The sequence below is a fragment of the Vibrio sp. SCSIO 43009 genome, assembly GCF_023716525.1.
Taxonomy (GTDB): Bacteria; Pseudomonadota; Gammaproteobacteria; order Enterobacterales; family Vibrionaceae; genus Vibrio; species Vibrio alginolyticus.
This window is the reverse complement of record NZ_CP071842.1, coordinates 2853382-2873262: the sequence shown is the minus strand read 5'-3', so window position 1 is coordinate 2873262 and position 19881 is coordinate 2853382. Positions and strand designations below refer to the sequence as shown.

Genomic DNA, 19881 nt, shown 5'->3' with positions numbered 1-19881 from the left:
ATTAGCGGTTAAATCTAGTCTTCTAGATCGCCACAGAAGCGGTAACCTTCGCCGTGGATAGTGGCGATGATTTCTGGCGTACCTGAAACAGACTCAAAGTGCTTACGGATACGACGAATCGTTACGTCTACAGTACGGTCGTGTGGCTTAAGTTCACGACCAGTCATCTTCTTAAGAAGATCTGCACGAGTTTGAATCTTACCCGGGTTCTCACAGAAGTGCAGTAGTGCGCGGAACTCAGAGCGAGGTAGCTTGTAGCTATCACCAGCAGGGCTTACTAGAGAGCGGCTGTTGATGTCTAGTACCCAACCGTTGAATTCATACTTTTCTACCGAGCGCTTCTCTTCTTGCACCGCGTTAGAGCTCATTGAGCGACTAAGTAGGTTACGTGCACGAATAGTTAGTTCACGTGGGTTGAATGGTTTAGTGATGTAGTCATCTGCACCAATCTCAAGACCTAGGATCTTGTCTACTTCATTGTCACGGCCTGTCAGGAACATTAAAGCAATGTTCGCTTGCTCGCGTAATTCACGCGCTAGTAGAAGGCCATTCTTGCCTGGAAGATTAATGTCCATAATAACCAAGTTGACTGAGTTATCAGACAACACTTGGTGCATCTCTTCACCGTCACTGGCTTCAAAAACAGCGTATCCCTCTGCTTCAAAAATACTCTTAAGAGTGTTACGAGTTACTTGCTCATCTTCAACGATAAGAATCTGCGGGGTTTGCATTGGCGGTACCTAAATTTGTGACAAAATTGTGCTAATAGAATAAATTCTAGGCAAAAATATAACATACAGGTAATGTGATTTTGATAATAAATCAAGTTGATCAAAAAAACACTTCTTTCAGTTATCCGCCCTCCATGGAATTTTGCCAACTCACCAGTATCCAATGGCGACGTTTATTCTAAAGGGCTTGTTTACCTTTCATTTCCTGCTTTCAGTGGGGCCTGAAACGTAAACACCCTAAGATATTGAGCGGATTTTATATTGTTAACAGCATGCTAACAATGCTCAAATGTTAATTCCATTCAGTTTGTTGATTTATATCAATTGATGAAATGTAACTGTTATTAATCGTTTAAGACTTATGATAGAAAAAAGTAATACGAACATAGACGCATCGTTATGGAATGCTTATTCAGAATCTTTTTTCAGATTCGAAGCCGAGTGGCGTGTTTCAAACTATGCTGTGATAACCGCTTGGAACCCATACAGTAACTTGAGGTCCAAAGAAGAGAACAGCATAAACAATCACGCGTTAGAAAAACAGCTACAGCACGTTAATTACGCGCCTGTCACGGTAGGTGATAGCGCTTTTACATGGTATGAGGAAAGCTTTGCCGTCGAGTTGTCGCCAGAGGTAGCCGTTGAATTGGCGAATGACTTTCAACAAAACGCGATTTATTACGTCATTAATGACCAACTTTATCTTATTGCGTGCTCGCAGCCGAAAGTTTTTCATACGTTAGGCTCCATTAAGCCTCGACTCGTATAGAAGGTATAGAAAAGGATACTGCTCACTGAAGCATCGCTTGGGTGAGAAAATTCACGGAGGAAATATGAGAGACATTACACCCGATATTTGTGACCAATTTGAAGACCAAGTGAGCTTGCTTACTTTACCATTGCAGAACTTTGGTCAACGTAGCGCTTTTTACGGTGAAATCGTTACGGTGCGCTGCTATCACGATAACTCGAAAGTGCGTGAAGTACTGGGCGAAGATGGAACGGGTAAAGTATTGATTGTTGACGGACATGGATCGTGTCAGAGAGCATTACTCGGCGATCAATTAGCGATACTCGGAATAGAAAATGGGTGGGAAGGCATCATTGTCTATGGTGCAATACGCGATGTAGCACAAATATCTCAAATGGACATTGGCGTTCAAGCTCTTGGCACCAACCCGTTTAAAACAGAGAAACGCGGGATAGGAGAGGTAAACGTAACCTTAACGATGCAAAACCAAATCGTTCAACCTAAGCACTACGTTTACGCGGACTGGAACGGTGTATTGATTTCTAAGCAAAAGCTGGACTTCTAAAAACGAAAGCCTAAACCAACCTCAAAGCCTTGTTGCCAATCTTGGTAATCAAGAGTCGCGTGAAGATCCAGTTTATCGGTAATTTTTACGCGACTTGATACTTCAGCCGCGAGGCTGCTGTCGTCTTGGCGAATACCTTCCGCTGTTTCGTTCTTGTAAGAGCGAACTGTACTTTTCAGCGTGACACGATCATTAAAGTGATAGCTGATCCCACTCAAAAAACCACTTTGATTTTGGGTAGGAGAGTTATTGACTCGCGCACCGACATAAACGTCTACCGAATCAAAAAGTTCGTAAGCGTAACCCGTATCGATATTCCAAACATCAAAACTGTCAGACTGATAACTGTCGCTGGAAATGAATAGTTTATGAGGAGAAGGGGATGTTTTACCTGGAAGCGGCGGAAGCTCGTTTGCTAGACAAACACCAGGCACAAAAAACAGCAACAGAAAAAGCCATCTTTTCATGTTCACCACTCCTTGTGTCAACTTTTTTATTAGTATGCGCCCAAAGCTTCTCACTATTAAAGCATAGAATATGAAAGCTAGCTCACCTATTTTCTAAATAATTCGATCCTATGAACATAAGTCACAGTTAAGTTGTTGTTATGTGTCACAACCCTCTCGAATTATTTGATCGTACGTTTTATGGCAAAGATCAGACTAGTTATTAGATAAAAAACCGAACTGGTGATGATGGTTAAGTCCTTTACAAAAACTAACTGTAGATTTTCAAATGATCAATAATGTGTAATTAACTATAAATATCAATGACATTGCTTAGCAGAAATCTCTGAAAGATGGAAAAACAAACAATTTTTTGTTGACTATGTATCAGAAACTCGGTAAACGTAGAGTTAAGCAAACACAATTAACGTTGAATATTTATTTATGCCATCTAACAGCCTAGTAGTAATGACCACGACCATTATTATTACCGACACGACACATGTTGGGGCAGGCTGCTGAGCGAAAGAAATTCACAAAAAAGGCCTGTATCCAACAAGATACAGGCCTTTTTTTATGCTTTTTTATCCAGAATTTAGACAAATTTAAGAAGATATACCGGAGGAAGGGATGCGAGTATTGAAGTTTGGCGGATCATCACTAGCTGATGCAGATCGCTTTTTGAGAGCGGCAGACATTATTGCCAATAACGCTCAACAAGAAGAAGTGGCGGTTGTTCTTTCCGCTCCTGGTAAAACAACAAACAAATTGGTTTCGGTCATTGAAGGCGCATTGCGCAATGGTGAAGCAGAACTACAAATCAAAGAATTGGAGGAGTCGTTTAAAACGCTCTTCACTCAAGTCCAAGCAGTACTACCCAATATCGATGGTTCAGCTTTCGATAACCAAGTGAAAACTTCTCTCTCTCAATTACGCCAATTCGTTCATGGCATCAATCTTCTTGGCATGTGCCCAAACAATGTTAATGCACGTATTATTAGCAAAGGCGAACGCGTTTCGATTCAATTGATGAAAGCAGTGTTAGAAGCCAAAGGCCAGCCTGCACATCTTATCGACCCAGTTGAATACCTATACGCAAAAGGTGATCACCTTGAAGCCATGGTTGATGTAGACGTTTCAACGCAAAACTTCCGCCAAAACCCTCTTCCTCTGGGCCATGTGAACATCATGCCAGGCTTTACCGCAGGTAACGAGAAAGGTGAATTGGTAACACTTGGTCGCAATGGCTCTGATTATTCAGCGGCGGTTCTTGCAGCGTGTCTGCGCGCAGATTGTTGTGAGATCTGGACAGACGTAGATGGTGTATACAACTGTGACCCTCGTTTAGTAGAAGATGCTCGCCTGCTTAAATCTCTTAGCTACCAAGAAGCAATGGAGCTTTCTTACTTCGGTGCTTCCGTTTTGCATCCGAAAACCATTGCTCCTATCGCGCAGTTCCACATCCCATGTCTGATCAAAAACAGCTTTAACCCACAAGGTGCAGGTACCCTGATTGGGCAAGACACTGGTGAAGACAATCTGGCGATCAAAGGTATCACGACGCTAAACGACCTAACCATGGTTAACGTCTCCGGCCCAGGTATGAAGGGTATGGTTGGCATGGCAAGCCGCGTATTTGGCGCAATGTCTTCCGCTGGTGTGTCTATTGTTCTTATTACTCAGTCTTCTTCTGAGTACAGCATTAGCTTCTGTATTGAGGCAGAAGATAAAGCAAAAGCGCAACAAGTACTGGCCGATGCGTTTGAGTTGGAACTGAAAGATAGCTTATTAGAGCCGGTCGAGTTTATTGATAATGTTTCAATCATAACGTTGGTTGGTGACGGCATGCGTACATCGCGCGGTGTTGCATCTCGCTTCTTCTCATCTCTTGCTGAAGTGAACGTAAACATTGTAGCCATCGCACAGGGCTCATCTGAGCGTGCTATCTCAGCCGTGATTCCTGAAGATAAAATCTCTGAAGCAATCAAAGCGTGTCACGAAAACCTCTTCAACTCTAAGCACTTCTTAGACGTATTCGTGGTTGGTATTGGTGGCGTTGGTGGTGAGCTGGTGGATCAGATCGAGCGTCAACAGGCGAAGCTTGCGGAAAAAGGCATCGTTATTCGCGTGTGTGGCTTGGCAAACAGCAAAGGTCTTTTACTTGATAGTGAAGGTCTGCCACTCGAGCATTGGCGTGATCGTATGTCGGCAGCGACAGAAGAGTTCAGCCTAGCGCGTTTGATTTCTTTGGTTCAACGTAACCACATCATCAACCCAGTATTGGTTGACTGTACATCAAGTGAAGATATCGCGAACCAATACGCTGATTTCTTAGCTGCTGGTTTCCATGTCGTTACACCAAATAAAAAAGCAAACACAGCAAGCATGGCTTACTACCATCAGCTTCGCGATGTTGCGCGCAGCTCTCGTCGCAAGCTGATGTACGAAACAACTGTGGGGGCGGGTCTACCGGTAATCGAAAACCTGCAAAACCTAATCTCAGCGGGTGATGAGCTAGAGCGCTTTAGCGGTATTCTTTCTGGCTCTCTGTCATACATCTTCGGTAAGTTAGATGAAGGTATGAGCCTAAGTGAAGCTACTAATATCGCAAAAGAAAATGGTTTTACTGAACCGGATCCTCGTGATGATCTTTCTGGTATGGATGTCGCGCGTAAGCTTCTGATCCTAGCTCGTGAAGCAGGCATGTCTCTAGAACTAGAAGACGTTGTGGTTGATCAAGCACTGCCACCAGGTTTTGATGATTCTGGTAGCGTTGATGAATTTATGGCGCGTTTACCTGAAGCAGACGCTTACTTTAAAGAATTATCTGCAAAGGCAGCGGAAGAAGGCAAAGTACTGCGCTACGTTGGTGAGATTAATGAGGGCAAGTGCACAGTAAGCATCGCAGCGGTGGATGAAAACGATCCAATGTATAAAATCAAGGACGGTGAAAACGCACTGGCATTTTACAGCCGTTACTATCAGCCAATCCCACTAGTGTTACGTGGCTATGGTGCAGGCACCGAAGTAACGGCTGCGGGTGTATTTTCTGACGTGATGCGTACTTTAGGTTGGAAACTAGGGGTATAACAATAATGAGTTCAAGTGATATGGATGTAGTGGTTTATGCCCCAGCATCAATTGGTAATGTAAGCGTTGGCTTTGATGTGCTGGGGGCGGCCGTGTCTCCAGTGGATGGCACACTATTGGGTGACCGTGTATTGGTGAAATCTGGGGCTGATCCGTTCAGCCTTAAAACGGCGGGTGATTTTGTTGAGAAATTGCCAACTGAACCAAAAGACAACATCGTCTACGACTGTTGGCTCGTGTTTGCTCGTGAGTTAGACAAAAAAGGCGTTGAGCTAAAACCACTTGAGATGACGCTAGAAAAGAACATGCCAATTGGCTCTGGTTTAGGCTCAAGTGCATGTTCTATCGTCGCTGCATTAGATGCATTGAACCGATTCCATGGACAGCCACTTAACGAGACAGAATTATTGGCGCTGATGGGAGAGATGGAAGGCAAGATCTCTGGTGGTATTCACTACGACAACGTTGCGCCATGTTACCTTGGTGGTGTGCAACTGATGCTTGAAGAGTTGGGTATCATCAGTCAAGAAGTGCCTTGCTTTGATGATTGGTACTGGGTGATGGCGTATCCGGGTATCAAGGTATCAACGGCGGAAGCGCGTGAGATCCTACCATCTCAATACCGCCGACAAGATATCATTGCTCATGGTCGCCACCTTGCGGGCTTTATTCATGCGTGTCATTCTGGTCAGCCAGAACTTGCTGCAAAAATGATCAAAGACGTGATCGCAGAACCGTATCGTGAGAAACTGCTTCCAGGTTTTGCGAATGCACGTCAATACGCAGCGTCTGCGGGTGCATTGGCAACCGGTATTTCTGGCAGTGGTCCGACACTGTTCAGTATTTGCAAAGAGAAAGATGTCGCTGAGCGAGTTGCTCGCTGGTTAGAACAAAACTACGTACAAAACGAAGAAGGATTCGTCCACGTTTGTCGTCTAGATAAGCAGGGTTCGAAAGTAACAGGAAGTGAGCTATGAAGCTTTACAATATAAAAGAAAATGATGAACAAGTTTCCTTTGGCCAAGCCGTTCGCCAAGGGTTAGGCCGTAACCAAGGTCTATTTTTCCCATCGGAATTACCAAAATTTGAAGATATCGATGCGCTGCTTGCAGAAGACTTTGTCTCTCGTAGCACTAAGATTCTATCGGCGTTAATTGGAGATGAACTTACAGAGGAGCAAGTGAATGCTCTTGTTGATGCTGCATTCCAATTCCCTGCGCCTATCAACCAAGTAAAAGATGGTGTTTACGCACTGGAGCTGTTCCATGGCCCAACGCTTGCGTTTAAAGACTTTGGTGGTCGCTTTATGGCGCAATCTCTTGCAGCCGTTTCGGACGGTGGCAAGATCACCATTCTGACAGCAACTTCTGGCGATACTGGCGCAGCCGTTGCGCATGCTTTCTACGGTATGGAAGACATCAACGTTGTGATTCTTTACCCGAAAGGTAAGATCAGCCCACTGCAAGAGAAGCTATTCTGTACGCTTGGTAAGAACATCCATACTGTCGCGATCGATGGAGACTTCGATGCGTGTCAGGCACTGGTCAAGCAAGCTTTTGATGATTCTGCACTGCGTGAAGAGATCGGTCTGAACTCTGCAAACTCAATCAACATCAGCCGTTTGATGGCGCAAATCTGTTACTACTTTGAAGCCGCTGCGCAAATGAGCAAGCAAGAGCGTGAAAACCTAGTGGTATCAGTACCAAGTGGTAACTTTGGTAACCTAACTGCTGGTCTACTGGCAAAAGCGCTGGGCTTGCCTATCAAACGCTTTATCGCTGCAACGAATGCCAATGACACTGTTCCTCGCTACCTAGAAACAGGTAAGTGGGAGCCAAAACCAACAGTCGCAACAACATCGAACGCGATGGACGTGAGCCAACCAAACAACTGGCCTCGTATTGAAGAGCTGTGCCGCGTGAAAGAGTGGGGCTTGGAGACGTTAGGTAAAGGCGCAGTATCTGATGAGCAAAGCGCACAGTCAGTGAAAGATTTACATGCTCTAGGCTACCTATGCGAACCGCATGGTGCGATTGCTTACCGAGTGCTTGAAGAACAATTGCAAGACGGTGAAACCGGTCTGTTCCTATGTACTGCTCACCCTGCGAAGTTCAAAGAAGTCGTGGATGATATTCTAGAATCCGATATCGAGCTTCCTGCGCCACTAGCGAAGCACGCTGCGATGGAGCTGCTATCGGAAGAGCTCGACGCAGACTTTGACGCATTGAAACAAGTACTGCGCCGCGTGCAGTAAGCTTCAAAGTATAGTAAGTATCAAAAACAGAAATAACGAGAGGTGAATGAGTAATCATTCACCTTTTTTATTGTCGGTAAGTTTTGACTCTCTTTATGATTGAGAAACGAACTTAACTAAATGAGATGGAAAGAGAAGCATGCATTTTTTGATTTTTCTTGGCTCAGTGAGAGACAGCACGCCACCACGACCAGCCCGTTTAGGAATGCGAGTCAGTAAAGCGTGTGAAAAACTCATCGCGAGTCAACATTCGCAACATACGGTCGAAATCATCGACCCTTTGAATTACGACTTTGGTGATGTGTTTAAGCCCGAGTTTGCTTATCACCGCTCTAAAGTTCCGCAGCACCTAAGTGAGCTGGCAGACAAAATCAAACATGCGGATGGGTATGTGATGGTTAGCCCGGAATATAACCATTCGATGAGTCCTGCTCTGGCGAACACGCTTAACCATTTCGGCAGTTCGCTGTTTTCTTACAAGCCGAGTGCTATCGTGACCTATTCTGCCGGACAATGGGGTGGTGTTAGAGCTGCCGTTTCTATGCGTACCTTCTTATCTGAACTTGGATGTCTACCTGTCTCTGCGATGATCCACATTCCGAAAGCGCAAGAAGTGTTTGATGAACAGGGCGTTGCTGAGGATGAGTCGGAGCAGACGCAGTGGGACAACTATATGAATCGCACTATGCATCAATTGATTTGGTGGGCAGAAGGGGCGTCACTGCAAAGAGATAGGCGTGATCCAACCTCTTTAGCGCAAGCGTTTCAGAAAGATCCTTCGCAAAGAAATGCACCTTAGAGGCGAGTTGCTTTCCATTATAGAAAGGGTTTAGAAGGATTCTGAAACAAAAAAAGCTTGGTCATTGCTGACCAAGCTTTTTAAATTCTAGCGAGCTAGTTTACTGAGAGATTATAGAGTCTCAGTAAAAGTACGAGCGATTACATCACGTTGTTGCTCTGGAGTTAGCGAGTTAAAACGTACTGCGTAACCAGAAACACGAATAGTTAGTTGTGGGTATTTCTCTGGGTGTGCAACTGCATCTTCTAGTGTTTCGCGTTTAAGCACGTTCACGTTTAGGTGTTGGCCGCCTTCGATACGAGGAGCAGTTTCGATTGCAACTTCACGGCTTTCGTATTCACCTAGGTCGCTGATTGCGATAACTTGGTCTGCTTCGTAGCCAGCAGTTGCAGCAACACAACGAGCTTCATTTTTTTCGCTATCTAATAGCCAGATAGAGTTTAGTAGGTCGTCGTTTGCCGCTTTTGTAATTTGGATACCTTGGATCATCACTATCTCCTAGACCACTTACGTGGTGATTATTGGTGTTAATTTTCGAATTTTCGTTGAGCTGAGTATTATATAGCTAATATCCACTATTTTAATATTGATTTAAGTCAAAAAACAACCAAAAACATTATTTTTATTAAGGTAATTTTATTGAGTTAAATCAATAAAACCTTTGAAAACAAACTAATTACAATTTATTTGATAATATAAAAAATATTTAATAACTAGTTTTGTTGTAAATTTACTACAAATTGAGATTAAAGTTTAAACTGGTTAACGCAACTATCTGTATTTAGGTAGCAATACTGAAAGTCTAAAGTGATTAAATGACAAACATGAAAAACAAGCTTGGGAATAAACTCATTGGTGCACATGTCTCTGCTGCTGGTGGGGTCGATCAAGCTCCGTTGAGAGCTCGTGAAATTGGCGCGAATGCATTCGCACTATTTACAAAAAACCAACGCCAGTGGGTGGCGAAGCCTTTAGAAGCAAAAACCATCAGTGCGTTTAAAGCGAACTGTAAAATGCTGGGTTTCGGAGCAGAACATATTCTTCCCCATGATTCTTATCTGATTAACTTGGGTGCGCCGGAAGAAGAAAAGCTGAATAAATCCCGCGCGGCATTTATTGATGAAATGGAGCGTTGTAATCAGTTAGGGCTGACTTTGCTTAACTTCCACCCGGGTAGTCACCTAAAGAAAGTCTCTGAACAGGAGTGCCTCGCAACGATCGCCGAGTCGATCAATCTTGCGCATAAAGCGGTGCCGAATGTGATCGCTGTTATCGAGAATACGGCAGGTCAAGGCACTAACTTAGGCTGGAAGTTTGAGCACCTTGCTGAAATCATCGAGCAAGTGGAAGATAAAGATCGTGTCGGCGTTTGTATTGATACCTGCCATACCTTTACGGCTGGTTATGACTTACGTACAAAAGAAGATTGCGAGCGCACCTTTGCAGAGTTCGACCGTATCGTAGGTATGCACTATTTAAGAGCAATGCATCTAAATGATTCAAAAGTAGAGTTTGCCAGCAAAGTAGATCGCCACCATTCGCTAGGTAAAGGAGAGATCGGGTGGGATTGCTTTGAGTACATCGCGAAAGACCCTCGTTTTGATGGTATCCCTCTGATTTTGGAAACAATTGATCCAGATATTTGGCAGCAAGAGATCAACACATTGCGTCAATTCCATTTAGCGGCCATTGCCAGTTAATGGCGTAACCACAAAGTTGGCACCTTTCTTTCTTAGTCATTGAACATCAATCTCTGAATTAGCAAAGAAGGATGCCAACATGTCTCGACCACTCTCTTTTACTCCTTATGCTTTCACTCGTCGCGTGCTTCGCTTACCGATGCCTAATCGTCACATTACCGGACAGGGGCATTTTCGAACGCCACAGAAGCATTAGTCTTTTATTACTTGTCTCAAGTTCGTGGTAAGTTTTTGTTTGTTTGAGTTTCGCTCGTTAGAATAGAAGCAAAATTTAGGACAGGAACTTTCCATGAATCAGTCACCCACTTGGCACGATGTGATCGGCGAAGAGAAAAAGCAGAGCTACTTTGTAGACACCTTGAATTTTGTTGAAGCCGAACGCGCCGCAGGCAAAGCTATTTTTCCTCCCGCAAAAGATGTCTTTAACGCGTTTCGTTTTACCGAGTTCAAAGACGTTAAGGTCGTGATTCTAGGACAAGACCCATACCACGGCCCAAATCAGGCGCATGGCCTGTGTTTCTCTGTACTTCCTGGCATTAAAACGCCACCGTCACTGGTTAATATGTATAAAGAGCTGGCGCAAGATATTGAAGGTTTCCAAATCCCTCAGCATGGTTTTTTGCAAAGCTGGGCTGAACAAGGCGTATTGTTACTCAATACGGTATTAACGGTGGAGCAAGGTAAAGCGCATTCACATTCAAAGACAGGTTGGGAAACGTTTACTGATCGAGTGATTGAAGCCATTAATCAGCATCAAGAAGGTGTAGTGTTCTTGCTGTGGGGGTCACACGCGCAGAAGAAAGGTCGTTTTATCGATCGCAATAAGCACCATGTGTTAGCTGCCCCACACCCATCGCCACTTTCTGCACATCGAGGCTTTTTCGGTTGTAAGCATTTCTCTCAAGCAAACCAGTTGCTTACATCACAAGAAAAAGCACCAATTAACTGGCATTTGCCATTAACGGTATAAATGAAGAGACAGCGATCATGGATGGTATGATCGCTGTTTTTTTGAGCACGCTCGAGGCTGATAGTAAATTTCTCATGTACACTTACTAAAAGTAGGTGTTAAGGAGAGACGCTATGATGATCGAAAGAATTCGACGCGAACATGGTTATATGGTTCGTCTGTTGGCGATACTGCGCCATAAGCTTAATGAGATAAAAAAAGAACGTGTAATCAACTATGCGTTAGTAAGCGAGATTGTTGATTACCTCTCTAATCATTCGGAGAAAGTACACCACCCGAAAGAAGATATCCTCTATCACCACTTTCTTGAACACTATGGTAAGCAACAAACCATGGAAAATTTAGAGAAAGAACATCTAGAGTTAGCGAGTAAAACCAGAGAGTTTTCATCCGTGATAGAGATGATCCTTCAGGATGCCGTTGTGCCACAAGACATGTTTGTCGCTCACCTAGAAGATTTCATAGAATCGCAAAGGCACCACTTGGAGCTAGAAGAGCGAAAAATTTTGCCTCTCATTGAAGAGTTATTTACCACAGAAGATTGGCAGCATGTCGAGAGCTTATGGAGCGTCAGTGAGGATGATCCTGTGTTTGGTGACACGATTGCTGATCGTTATAAGCAGTTGGCCGAACGTGTTCGTCAAAGTGATACTGAATATGTTTAAGACTGAATGATGAAACCTGAGCGAGCGAAAGCCGTCTCTCGGGTTTGTGAGATACATTTCTTATTTATTGGGAATCAACCGAAAATTTAGTGTGCATATTTCTCGGCAAAAAGTACGGAAGATTCTCATTGAGTAATAATGGTATTCATACTTAAACCTTGGTACATAAACTCACGGTGTTTACGGTCACTGTAAACAAAAAACAAAAGGCACCTGTAAGGTGCCTTTTGTTTGAATTAGAGTTTAATGTCTTCCAAGTTATAATCGGTACAGACATCAAGTTCGCGCAGCTCTTTAAGCAAATTGCGTCTGTCGTTCATCTCTTCTATTTCACGCCACTTTCGCTTTACTGGTTTGGCACGAGATTTGGTTGTTGAGGTAGTATCCAGATTAAAAATGTCATCTAGTTGAAAGCCTTCCATAAGCCACCTTTACCTTTCTTAAGCTAAACTGTTGTAACCAGTCCTTGTGGAGTTTTTTTAGTACCACAATAGCCGTGAGAATAACCATGATATATTTCGCATTTGTGTCGGTAGCATGACATTTTCGTGCAAAAATATTCTCAAAATCACACTTTTTATTGCAACGATGTGGATAAAAAATGCACAAACGATCTCAAGAAAACGATTAAATAGAGAGATTTTCTATGTTAATTCGATTTGATGAATGGGTGCACTGCGCAAAGGTTAAAGTTGCATAAAATCAGTTTGATGAAATAGTGTTCAATTAGATGGTAAGTCACTAGCGTAAATTTATGTAACACCTTGTGAATACTAGCTTGTTCTTGTTTATACGGTTTACCATTCCATTTAATGAAGAATAATTATTTATGTTGGTGTTTGGTAATTGAAATGTTGCGCAGTTTGAGTGTTAAGTCTTCTATTTATGTTATTTTTTGGTGACTTTATAGTGAAAAATAACAATGTTATTCTTATTGTTGCATATTGATTTTTGCGCTCCTAGGTTGCATTATCCGCCCGTCAAAAAATACGCTGGTACGTAAAATGGATGCATGAAGCGACGTTTACGATTCTAGATTGCCCATAAACATTACTTAAAAAGCTAAGCACACTTTGACACTTAGCAGGCAATTTGGTGGATGGCTAGGACGCATAGACTGGCGCAACTCACTTTGAGGTACACATGACAGACTTAATCAATTTGATGAACGATCTCCTCTGGGGCTCGATTCTGGTTTATCTTCTTGTTGGTGTTGGTATTTACTTCACCGTTCGATTAGGGTTCATTCAGTTCCGCCATTTCGGCCACATGTTCTCTGTTCTTAAGAACAGCCGTAAAGCAGACAAAGCTGGTATTTCCTCTTTCCAAGCGCTTTGTACTAGTCTTGCTGCACGTGTTGGTACAGGTAACATGGCGGGCGTTGCAGTTGCATTGACTGCGGGTGGTCCTGGTGCGATCTTCTGGATGTGGCTGATTGCAATGCTTGGTATGGCAACATCGTTTGCTGAGAGCACACTGGCGCAGCTATACAAAACCAAAGATGATGATGGCAACTACCGTGGTGGCCCTGCCTACTACATGGAAAAAGGCCTGGGCATGCGTTGGATGGGCGTGTTGTTCTCAGTTTTCCTAATCATCGCTTTTGGTTTGGTATTCAACGCAGTACAAGCTAACTCAATTGCCAATGCAATGAGCAACGCATTTGGTTGGAATAACCTGTATGTCGGTATTGCCGTTGTTTTACTGTCTGCAATTGTTATTTTCGGTGGCATCAAGCGTATCGCAAGAGTTGCTGAGATGATCGTTCCGATCATGGCACTACTTTATCTAGCCCTAGCGTTGTTCATCATGTTCTCTAACCTAGAGAAATTACCTGATGTATTGATGCTTATCTTTAAGAGTGCATTTGGTCTGCAAGAAGCAGCAGCAGGTGGTCTTGGCTACGCAATTGCACAGGCAATGATTAACGGTATCAAGCGCGGTCTATTCTCGAATGAAGCAGGTATGGGTTCTGCACCTAACGCGGCAGCTTCAGCAACACCTTACCCACCACACCCAGCGTCTCAAGGTTACGTACAGATGCTAGGCGTGTTCATGGACACGATCGTTATCTGTTCTGCAACAGTGGCTATCATCCTGATGTCTGGTGAGTATGTCGGTCAAGCAACAGAAGTGACGGGTATCGAGCTAACTCAGCGTGCATTGAGCTCACAAGTTGGCGATTGGGGCGGCATTTTTGTTGCTGTGGCAATCTTCTTCTTTGCGTTTACTTCAATCATTGCAAACTACTCGTACGCTGAAACGAACTTAATCTTCCTAGAGCACAATCACAAAGCGGGCTTAAGCATTTTCCGCGTTATTGTTCTTGGTATGGTGATGTTTGGTGCACTAGCTTCGTTACCAGTCGTATGGTCGCTTGCTGACGTCTCTATGGGTCTGATGGCGATAGTCAACTTGGTGGCGATCATCTTGCTATCTGGCATCGTGATTAAACTGGCAAAAGATTACAACCGCCAGCTTGGTGAAGGCAAAGTGCCAACATTTGATGCGAATGACTTCCCTGAGCTGAAATCTCAGCTTGAAGAAGGCATTTGGTACAACGATAAAAAAGACTAAGTGAGCTATCACTCATAGTTGAAAGCTATTAGTACGATGTAAAAAGCCATGCAGACAATGCATGGCTTTTTTTGTACCCTATTAAAAACAAAATTAGAGAAGGGAAAGTCATGCTTATCGTAGTTTCTCCAGCGAAGACTCTTGATTACGAGTCTCCGTTAGCGACAGAAAAATTTACTCAACCTGAGTTGGTCGAATACTCAAAAGAGCTTATTGATGTTTGCCGCAAACTGACTCCTGCTGATGTTGCCTCTTTAATGAAAGTGAGCGACAAGATTGCCGATTTAAATGTGGGCCGATTCCAAGAGTGGAGTGAAACGTTTACCACGGAAAACTCACGACAAGCCATTCTTGCATTTAAAGGTGACGTTTACACAGGGCTAGACGCCGAAAGTTTATCTGAAGCGGACTTCAAATATGCTCAAGATCATCTGCGTATGCTATCGGGTCTTTATGGTTTACTAAAACCACTTGATTTGATGCAGCCATACCGTCTTGAAATGGGTACCAAGCTTGCAAACGACAAGGGTACGAACTTGTACCAGTTTTGGGGCAATGTAATTACGGACAAGCTTAACGAAGCGATTTCTGCTCAAGGTGATAATGTCCTTATCAACCTTGCATCAAATGAATACTTTAAAGCGGTTAAGCCAAAGAATTTAGATGCGCAAGTGATCACGCCAGTATTCAAAGATTGTAAGAATGGTCAATACAAGGTCATCAGTTTTTACGCGAAGAAAGCGCGCGGTATGATGGCGCGTTACATCATTGAAAACCGTGTTGAGAGCGTGGCAGACCTGACTAAGTTTGATACGGCGGGTTACTACTTTGTGGAAGATGAATCGACGCCAACAGAGTTAGTATTTAAACGCGAAGAGCAAAAATAAAGCTGATTGAGACGTAGTCTACGTTAATCTCTATCAGCACAAACGAAAAAGGGTTGGCATTGCCAACCCTTTGTTATTTTCTAGCTTGAGCTACTTCGCCCCAACAAGATTACTTCTTCTTAGCGGTTTTCTTTTTCGCTACTTTTTTCTTGTCGTCTTTTTTCTTTTTCTTCTTAAACACAGGCTTTTTGTGTTTAGGACGCATTTCTTTCACGAAACGCTCTTTGATGTCTTCTTTCACGTAACGTGCAACGCGATCCATCATTGGTTGGTCGTGTGCTTCTACGATTGAGATAGCGTTACCTTTCTTACCTGCGCGAGCCGTACGGCCGATACGGTGAAGGTAAACATCAGCCGTGCGCGGCATGTCGTAGTTGATAACGTGTGATACATCCGGAAGATCGATACCACGCGCAGCAACGTCCGTCGCGAGCAGCACGTTCACAGTTCCATCGCGGAAGCGAGAAATCGCATTGTTACGACGATCTTGCGGCATTTCACCTTGAATCCAAGAACATGGAATCTGTGCGCTTTCAAGCTGCGCTCGTAGCTCAGCCAAACGCTCACGAGTCTTTAAAAAGACGATAGTGCGTTCAGCCTGCTGAGTAATAATGTGTTTTAGTAATTCCAGTTTGTGTTCTGCATCATCAGCTCGGTGGTACCACTGAGCAATTTTCTTACGCTCACGCAGAGGTGATTTTGCGTCGATCTCTGCAGGGTCATTCAACAGATCAGCGGTAAAGCCTTCTACGCCTTTCCCTTCTAACGTTGCTGAGAACAGAAGGGTTTGCTTACGCCAGCGACATTCGTTAGATAGGCGATCGACAGTAGGAGCAAAACCCATATCTAGCATGCGGTCTGCTTCATCAAGGATTAACCATTCGATTGCACGACAATCAAAACGCTCTGCATCAATGTATTCTTTTAAACGGCCAGGTGTCGCAACCACAATGTCTTGTGTTGTTGCAAGGATGTCGGCGTGCTCTTGGTACTGAACACCACCAGTGATGGTGAAAATGTTGAGTTTGGTATTTTTTGCCAAAGCACGTGCTTGATCGGCAATTTGCATCGCCAGTTCGCGAGTAGGCGTTAGGATCAAAATACGCGCAGGCCCAGGCTTACGACGAGGGAAGTCTTGCAAGTATTGCAATGCTGGCAGGACGAAGGCGGCCGTTTTACCAGTTCCTGTTGGCGCTGACGCTAGAATGTCACGACCGTCCAACGCTTGTGGAATCGCTTCTGCCTGAATTTTTGTTGGGCGTTCGTAACCCATCTCTTCAATGGCTTCAAGTAGGTTTTGGTCTAGATCAAGTTCAGCAAAGGTTCTGATCACAATGAGTTCTCCACAAGCAAAGCTTGGTTAATGGTTCGCCACAACAGCATAGAATACAAAAAGGTCGCACATTATAAAGTGATTGGTGATAAGGATCACATGTTATTTCACATCTTAAGATAAAACTCGCGAGTTAACTGGATGAAATCATCACTATAGCCGTCATTTGAACGGATAATTAAATGTGACGTTTGCGAATCGCAAGGTCGTTTTGATAGTTCAAATAACAGTCGGTGTACTGGTTTCTTTTCTGATGGTTGCACACGACAGATCCGCAATAGATACCAACCTTGGTTTAATGCTAGCTCAATGAACTGCTCGCCTTCGGTGATTGGCAACACAAAACTAGCCCTCCCTTCGTCATCAAGCAAATGATAGCAACGCTGTAGCAATGTGTTATGGCCTAGCGTATCAGTGTGCCTCGCGGTTGCACGTTGACTGTGTTTCGATTGTTCGCCGCTGTTGAAGTAGGGCGGATTACAAATGATGCGTTGAAATGGATGTGTCGGCGTAAAGTGCAGTATGTCGGTGTGATGCACACTTACACGATCTGACCAAGGAGACTGGGCCATATTTTTTTGCGCGGCAGCAACGGCTGTTAATTCGATATCGACCGCGGTTATTTGAGCTTCTGTAAAGCGTTGAGCACACATCAGGGCAAGCAGGCCAGTGCCAGTGCCAATATCGAGAATTTTAGCGTCGTTAGGGCTTTGAATCCAAGCACCAAGCATTACCCCATCTGTGCTGACTGGCATACCACTCTCGCCGCCCTCAATACAAAATTGCTTAAAATTGAAGCCTTTAGTTTTCAGTTTTTTGTTCTTCATGATTGTTTTATATTTGCTCAATAATTAAGTGGATTGCTCTATTGTTTATTAATTGTATAGATTGTTGTTTTGTTGGTTATTAAATTGTATTGTTAATTGATCGAGATAAAGAACTGGTCTGTTATTTGGATCTGGTTATATCCACTGCTTTTAAGTTTGAAAACTAAATTAATATGGTGTTTTTTTCTTAAAGGTTGCCAAATGATGAGTCTTTCGTCATTATGCGGCGAAAATTTTATAGATTGAACCACGTGTACTTATTGACTTTAGGTATACAAAAAGTGGTCTAAGCATACACAACATTCATTAATTAAAAGACAAGGGTTATCTGTGAAGCAGACGTTAAAACTAACAGATATTATCGCAGTAGGCTTTATGCTATTTGCGTTCTTTTTAGGTGCGGGCAATATTATCTTTCCACCTCTAGCGGGTCAGTTAGCGGGTGAAAACTTAATGCCAGCTATGTTTGGTTTCTTGCTAACAGCGGTAGGTCTACCTCTTATTACTATCGTTGCTATTGCTGTTGCTGGTGGTTCTTGGGATCACTTGACGCAAGATCTTCCGAAAAAAGCGGCAGTTCTTATGGCTGCACTGATTTTCATCATCATTGGTCCTGCGTTTGCAGCGCCTCGTACTGGCCTAGTGGCTTACGAGATGGCGGTGAAACCTTTCTTCCTTGAGGCATCACAAACGCATCTGACAGCGTTCTCAGTGATCTTTTTTATCGCAGCAATGATGTTCTCATGGTTCCAAGGCCGTTTGATCGATCTTATCGGTAAAGTACTGACACCAGCATTGTTCGTTGGTTTGATCATTCTTGCTGTCGCTGTCTTCCTTGATCCTCAGGGCGATATGATTGGCGCGCACGGTGAATACCTAACGCAGCCTCTGACCAAAGGCTTCTTAGAAGGCTACAACACAATGGATACGTTCGCGTCATTGATGTTTGGTATGCTGATGGTTGATGCACTGCGCGGTAAAGGCATTACTGAGCGCTCTGCAACTACTAAATATCTGATCTATGCAGGTTGTATTGCTGCTGCTGGTCTTGCGTTTGTTTACATCTCACTATTTTACTTAGGTGCGACGAGTGCAACGGTTGCTGCTGGTGCTGATAATGGTGGCCTAGTGCTTAGCCAATACGTTCAAGCGTTGTTTGGTCCATACGGTCAAATCGTTCTGTCTGTCATCGTATTGCTAGCGTGTCTGACAACCGCGATTGGCTTGATTTCTGCGTGTTCAGATTTCTTCAGCTCGAAAACACCACTGTCATACAAGCAATGGGTACTGATTAATGGTTCTGTTTGTGCATTGGTTGCAAACGTTGGTCTTGCACAGCTGATTTCTCTGTCAGTGCCAGTATTGTTTGCGCTGTACCCTGTGGCGATTGCGTTGGTTGCACTAACATTTGTGCGCAGCAAACTGCCAAATCCACGTTTTGCTTACCGCGCGGTACTGCTTGTATCTCTGTTGTTTGCGTTGGTTGATGCGGCAAAAGTATCGGGTATTGATGTTTCTGCGTTTAACATGTTGCCACTATTCGAAGTCGGCATGGGTTGGGTGCTTCCAACATTTGCGGCTATCGTGTGCATGTTCTTCATCGCGAAACCTCGCCCAGAACTAGCACAAGAAACCGCGTAATCACTTCGCGTTATCAAGATAATAAAAAGCCCGATGAATTACTTCATCGGGCTTTTTACTTTTTAATGATGACGTGTTTGCGCTATTAAAGCGTGTCGTGGAATTCCACAAGAACTTGTTCACACCATTTTTCGATGCGTTCATCACTCAGTTCGTACTGTGAGTCTTCATCTAACGCAAGTCCAACAAACTTGCTGCCATCTTCGATCAGTGCTTTCGATGCTTCAAATTCGTAGCCTTCATTTGGCCAGTAACCGATAAAGGTTGCGCCTGTGGCTTGTAATTCATCGTGAAGTAAGCCCATCGCATCTAAATACCACTCTCCGTAACCTTCTTGGTCACCCAGACCAAACAGCGCTACAACTTTGCCTTTCAGTGGTGTGGTCGCGATGTCTTGCCAAATCGCGTTCCAATCTTCTTGAATTTCACCAAAATCCCAAGTTGAGATGCCAAGGAGTAATAAGTCGTAGTCCGCCATTAGTGATAACGGTGTCTCTTTCACATTGTGAATGTCGACAAGGTCTTCACCAATAAGGGTACGAATTTTCTCTGCTGCCATTTCTGTGTAGCAGGTCGTTGAGCCGTAAAAGAGTCCGATTTTCATTATATTCGTCGTTATTTGTGTTGCTGTTGTGGAAGATTCTA

General features: G+C 43.8%; 20 protein-coding genes and 1 other annotated feature. Of the genes, 13 read left to right on the top strand and 7 right to left on the bottom strand.

Features of this window, described 5'->3' with window-relative positions:
• Positions 1-14: 14 nt before the first annotated feature.
• Positions 15-731, bottom strand: a complete 717-nt coding sequence (gene arcA / locus J4N43_RS13335) for a two-component system response regulator ArcA (protein ID WP_005381824.1) — start codon at positions 729-731, stop codon at positions 15-17.
• Positions 732-1092: 361 nt separating this feature from the next.
• Here arcA and J4N43_RS13330 point away from each other — a divergent pair, with 361 nt between their 5' ends.
• Both J4N43_RS13330 and J4N43_RS13325 read left to right on the top strand, forming a co-directional pair.
• Entirely contained in the window at positions 1093-1500 is a 408-nt protein-coding gene (locus tag J4N43_RS13330; protein ID WP_053306886.1) for a DUF3293 domain-containing protein, read from the top strand.
• A gap of 64 nt (positions 1501-1564) precedes the next feature.
• A complete protein-coding gene (locus tag J4N43_RS13325; RefSeq protein ID WP_005381822.1) occupies positions 1565-2047 on the top strand; it encodes a putative 4-hydroxy-4-methyl-2-oxoglutarate aldolase in 483 nt (160 codons plus the stop codon).
• Here the strand turns inward: J4N43_RS13325 and J4N43_RS13320 are convergent.
• Positions 2044-2514 (bottom strand): hypothetical protein, encoded by a 471-nt coding sequence (locus tag J4N43_RS13320; protein ID WP_047102035.1) that lies wholly within the window; start codon positions 2512-2514, stop codon positions 2044-2046. The genes J4N43_RS13325 and J4N43_RS13320 overlap by 4 nt on opposite strands.
• A 423-nt stretch (positions 2515-2937) precedes the next feature.
• Between J4N43_RS13320 and thrL the strand changes: the two genes are divergently transcribed.
• The 5 genes from thrL to J4N43_RS13295 all read left to right on the top strand — a co-directional run bounded on the left by thrL (position 2938) and on the right by J4N43_RS13295 (position 8636).
• Positions 2938-3015: a thr operon leader peptide gene (gene thrL / locus J4N43_RS13315; RefSeq protein ID WP_074192076.1), complete on the top strand. Its 78-nt coding sequence runs from the start codon at positions 2938-2940 to the stop codon at positions 3013-3015.
• Positions 2951-3070, top strand: a sequence feature (Thr leader region). It overlaps the preceding gene by 65 nt.
• A 53-nt stretch (positions 3071-3123) precedes the next feature.
• Positions 3124-5583 (top strand): bifunctional aspartate kinase/homoserine dehydrogenase I, encoded by a 2460-nt coding sequence (thrA, locus tag J4N43_RS13310; RefSeq protein ID WP_104978801.1) that lies wholly within the window; start codon positions 3124-3126, stop codon positions 5581-5583.
• Between the two features lie 20 nt (positions 5584-5603).
• On the top strand, positions 5604-6560 hold the full coding sequence (gene thrB, locus J4N43_RS13305; protein WP_033906103.1) for a homoserine kinase: 957 nt from the start codon (positions 5604-5606) through the stop codon (positions 6558-6560).
• Entirely contained in the window at positions 6557-7837 is a 1281-nt protein-coding gene (gene thrC / locus J4N43_RS13300; protein ID WP_005381818.1) for a threonine synthase, read from the top strand. The genes thrB and thrC overlap by 4 nt, the downstream gene beginning before the upstream one ends.
• 139 nt (positions 7838-7976) lie before the next feature.
• The gene (locus J4N43_RS13295) at positions 7977-8636 is read left to right on the top strand and encodes an NADPH-dependent FMN reductase (protein WP_158159563.1); all 660 of its coding nucleotides are present in this window, start codon (positions 7977-7979) and stop codon (positions 8634-8636) included.
• Between the two features lie 111 nt (positions 8637-8747).
• Here the strand turns inward: J4N43_RS13295 and grcA are convergent, their stop codons facing one another.
• Positions 8748-9125, bottom strand: a complete 378-nt coding sequence (grcA, locus tag J4N43_RS13290) for an autonomous glycyl radical cofactor GrcA (RefSeq protein ID WP_005381814.1) — start codon at positions 9123-9125, stop codon at positions 8748-8750.
• A gap of 326 nt (positions 9126-9451) precedes the next feature.
• Between grcA and nfo the strand changes: the two genes are divergently transcribed.
• The 3 genes from nfo to J4N43_RS13275 all read left to right on the top strand — a co-directional run bounded on the left by nfo (position 9452) and on the right by J4N43_RS13275 (position 11971).
• A complete protein-coding gene (nfo, locus tag J4N43_RS13285; RefSeq protein ID WP_005382844.1) occupies positions 9452-10336 on the top strand; it encodes a deoxyribonuclease IV in 885 nt (294 codons plus the stop codon).
• A gap of 289 nt (positions 10337-10625) precedes the next feature.
• Positions 10626-11306: a uracil-DNA glycosylase gene (gene ung, locus J4N43_RS13280; RefSeq protein WP_005382846.1), complete on the top strand. Its 681-nt coding sequence runs from the start codon at positions 10626-10628 to the stop codon at positions 11304-11306.
• 113 nt (positions 11307-11419) lie between these two features.
• A complete protein-coding gene (locus tag J4N43_RS13275) occupies positions 11420-11971 on the top strand; it encodes a hemerythrin domain-containing protein (RefSeq protein WP_005381807.1) in 552 nt (183 codons plus the stop codon).
• Between the two features lie 236 nt (positions 11972-12207).
• Here the strand turns inward: J4N43_RS13275 and J4N43_RS13270 are convergent, their stop codons facing one another.
• Complete coding sequence (locus tag J4N43_RS13270; protein ID WP_005381805.1) at positions 12208-12393, bottom strand: DUF3545 family protein; 186 nt, start codon at positions 12391-12393, stop codon at positions 12208-12210.
• Positions 12394-13114: 721 nt separating this feature from the next.
• On the opposite strand from J4N43_RS13270, the gene J4N43_RS13265 reads away from it, so the two are divergent.
• Together J4N43_RS13265 and yaaA are read left to right on the top strand one after the other, a co-directional pair.
• Positions 13115-14548, top strand: a complete 1434-nt coding sequence (locus J4N43_RS13265; protein WP_005381800.1) for an alanine/glycine:cation symporter family protein — start codon at positions 13115-13117, stop codon at positions 14546-14548.
• A 110-nt stretch (positions 14549-14658) separates the two neighbouring features.
• Positions 14659-15435 carry a peroxide stress protein YaaA gene (gene yaaA / locus J4N43_RS13260; protein ID WP_062730737.1) on the top strand — a complete coding sequence of 259 codons (777 nt, stop codon included), beginning with the start codon at positions 14659-14661 and terminating at the stop codon, positions 15433-15435.
• Positions 15436-15544: 109 nt separating this feature from the next.
• Here the strand turns inward: yaaA and srmB are convergent, their stop codons facing one another.
• On the bottom strand, positions 15545-16768 hold the full coding sequence (gene srmB / locus J4N43_RS13255; protein WP_005381797.1) for an ATP-dependent RNA helicase SrmB: 1224 nt from the start codon (positions 16766-16768) through the stop codon (positions 15545-15547).
• Positions 16769-16875: 107 nt separating this feature from the next.
• Positions 16876-17595, bottom strand: coding sequence for a tRNA1(Val) (adenine(37)-N6)-methyltransferase (locus J4N43_RS13250; RefSeq protein WP_158159564.1), 720 nt, complete (start codon positions 17593-17595; stop codon positions 16876-16878).
• Positions 17596-17925: 330 nt separating this feature from the next.
• Here J4N43_RS13250 and brnQ point away from each other — a divergent pair, with 330 nt between their 5' ends.
• A complete protein-coding gene (gene brnQ, locus J4N43_RS13245; RefSeq protein ID WP_005381792.1) occupies positions 17926-19236 on the top strand; it encodes a branched-chain amino acid transport system II carrier protein in 1311 nt (436 codons plus the stop codon).
• Positions 19237-19321: 85 nt separating this feature from the next.
• Here brnQ and fldB read toward each other — a convergent pair whose 3' ends face one another.
• Positions 19322-19840 (bottom strand): flavodoxin FldB, encoded by a 519-nt coding sequence (fldB, locus tag J4N43_RS13240; RefSeq protein WP_005381790.1) that lies wholly within the window; start codon positions 19838-19840, stop codon positions 19322-19324.
• Positions 19841-19881: the final 41 nt, after the last annotated feature.

Excerpts from the sequence above, each read along its gene's own strand:
- arcA (WP_005381824.1), bottom strand. The coding sequence starts at position 731 with ATGCAAACCCCGCAGATTCTTATCGTTGAAGATGAGCAAGTAACTCGT.
- J4N43_RS13330 (WP_053306886.1), top strand. The coding sequence starts at position 1,093 with ATGATAGAAAAAAGTAATACGAACATAGACGCATCGTTATGGAATGCT.
- J4N43_RS13325 (WP_005381822.1), top strand. The coding sequence starts at position 1,565 with ATGAGAGACATTACACCCGATATTTGTGACCAATTTGAAGACCAAGTG.
- J4N43_RS13320 (WP_047102035.1), bottom strand. The coding sequence starts at position 2,514 with ATGAAAAGATGGCTTTTTCTGTTGCTGTTTTTTGTGCCTGGTGTTTGT.
- thrL (WP_074192076.1), top strand. The coding sequence starts at position 2,938 with ATGCCATCTAACAGCCTAGTAGTAATGACCACGACCATTATTATTACC.
- thrA (WP_104978801.1), top strand. The coding sequence starts at position 3,124 with ATGCGAGTATTGAAGTTTGGCGGATCATCACTAGCTGATGCAGATCGC.
- thrB (WP_033906103.1), top strand. The coding sequence starts at position 5,604 with ATGGATGTAGTGGTTTATGCCCCAGCATCAATTGGTAATGTAAGCGTT.
- thrC (WP_005381818.1), top strand. The coding sequence starts at position 6,557 with ATGAAGCTTTACAATATAAAAGAAAATGATGAACAAGTTTCCTTTGGC.
- J4N43_RS13295 (WP_158159563.1), top strand. The coding sequence starts at position 7,977 with ATGCATTTTTTGATTTTTCTTGGCTCAGTGAGAGACAGCACGCCACCA.
- grcA (WP_005381814.1), bottom strand. The coding sequence starts at position 9,125 with ATGATCCAAGGTATCCAAATTACAAAAGCGGCAAACGACGACCTACTA.
- nfo (WP_005382844.1), top strand. The coding sequence starts at position 9,452 with ATGACAAACATGAAAAACAAGCTTGGGAATAAACTCATTGGTGCACAT.
- ung (WP_005382846.1), top strand. The coding sequence starts at position 10,626 with ATGAATCAGTCACCCACTTGGCACGATGTGATCGGCGAAGAGAAAAAG.
- J4N43_RS13275 (WP_005381807.1), top strand. The coding sequence starts at position 11,420 with ATGATGATCGAAAGAATTCGACGCGAACATGGTTATATGGTTCGTCTG.
- J4N43_RS13270 (WP_005381805.1), bottom strand. The coding sequence starts at position 12,393 with ATGGAAGGCTTTCAACTAGATGACATTTTTAATCTGGATACTACCTCA.
- J4N43_RS13265 (WP_005381800.1), top strand. The coding sequence starts at position 13,115 with ATGACAGACTTAATCAATTTGATGAACGATCTCCTCTGGGGCTCGATT.
- yaaA (WP_062730737.1), top strand. The coding sequence starts at position 14,659 with ATGCTTATCGTAGTTTCTCCAGCGAAGACTCTTGATTACGAGTCTCCG.
- J4N43_RS13250 (WP_158159564.1), bottom strand. The coding sequence starts at position 17,595 with ATGAAGAACAAAAAACTGAAAACTAAAGGCTTCAATTTTAAGCAATTT.
- fldB (WP_005381790.1), bottom strand. The coding sequence starts at position 19,840 with ATGAAAATCGGACTCTTTTACGGCTCAACGACCTGCTACACAGAAATG.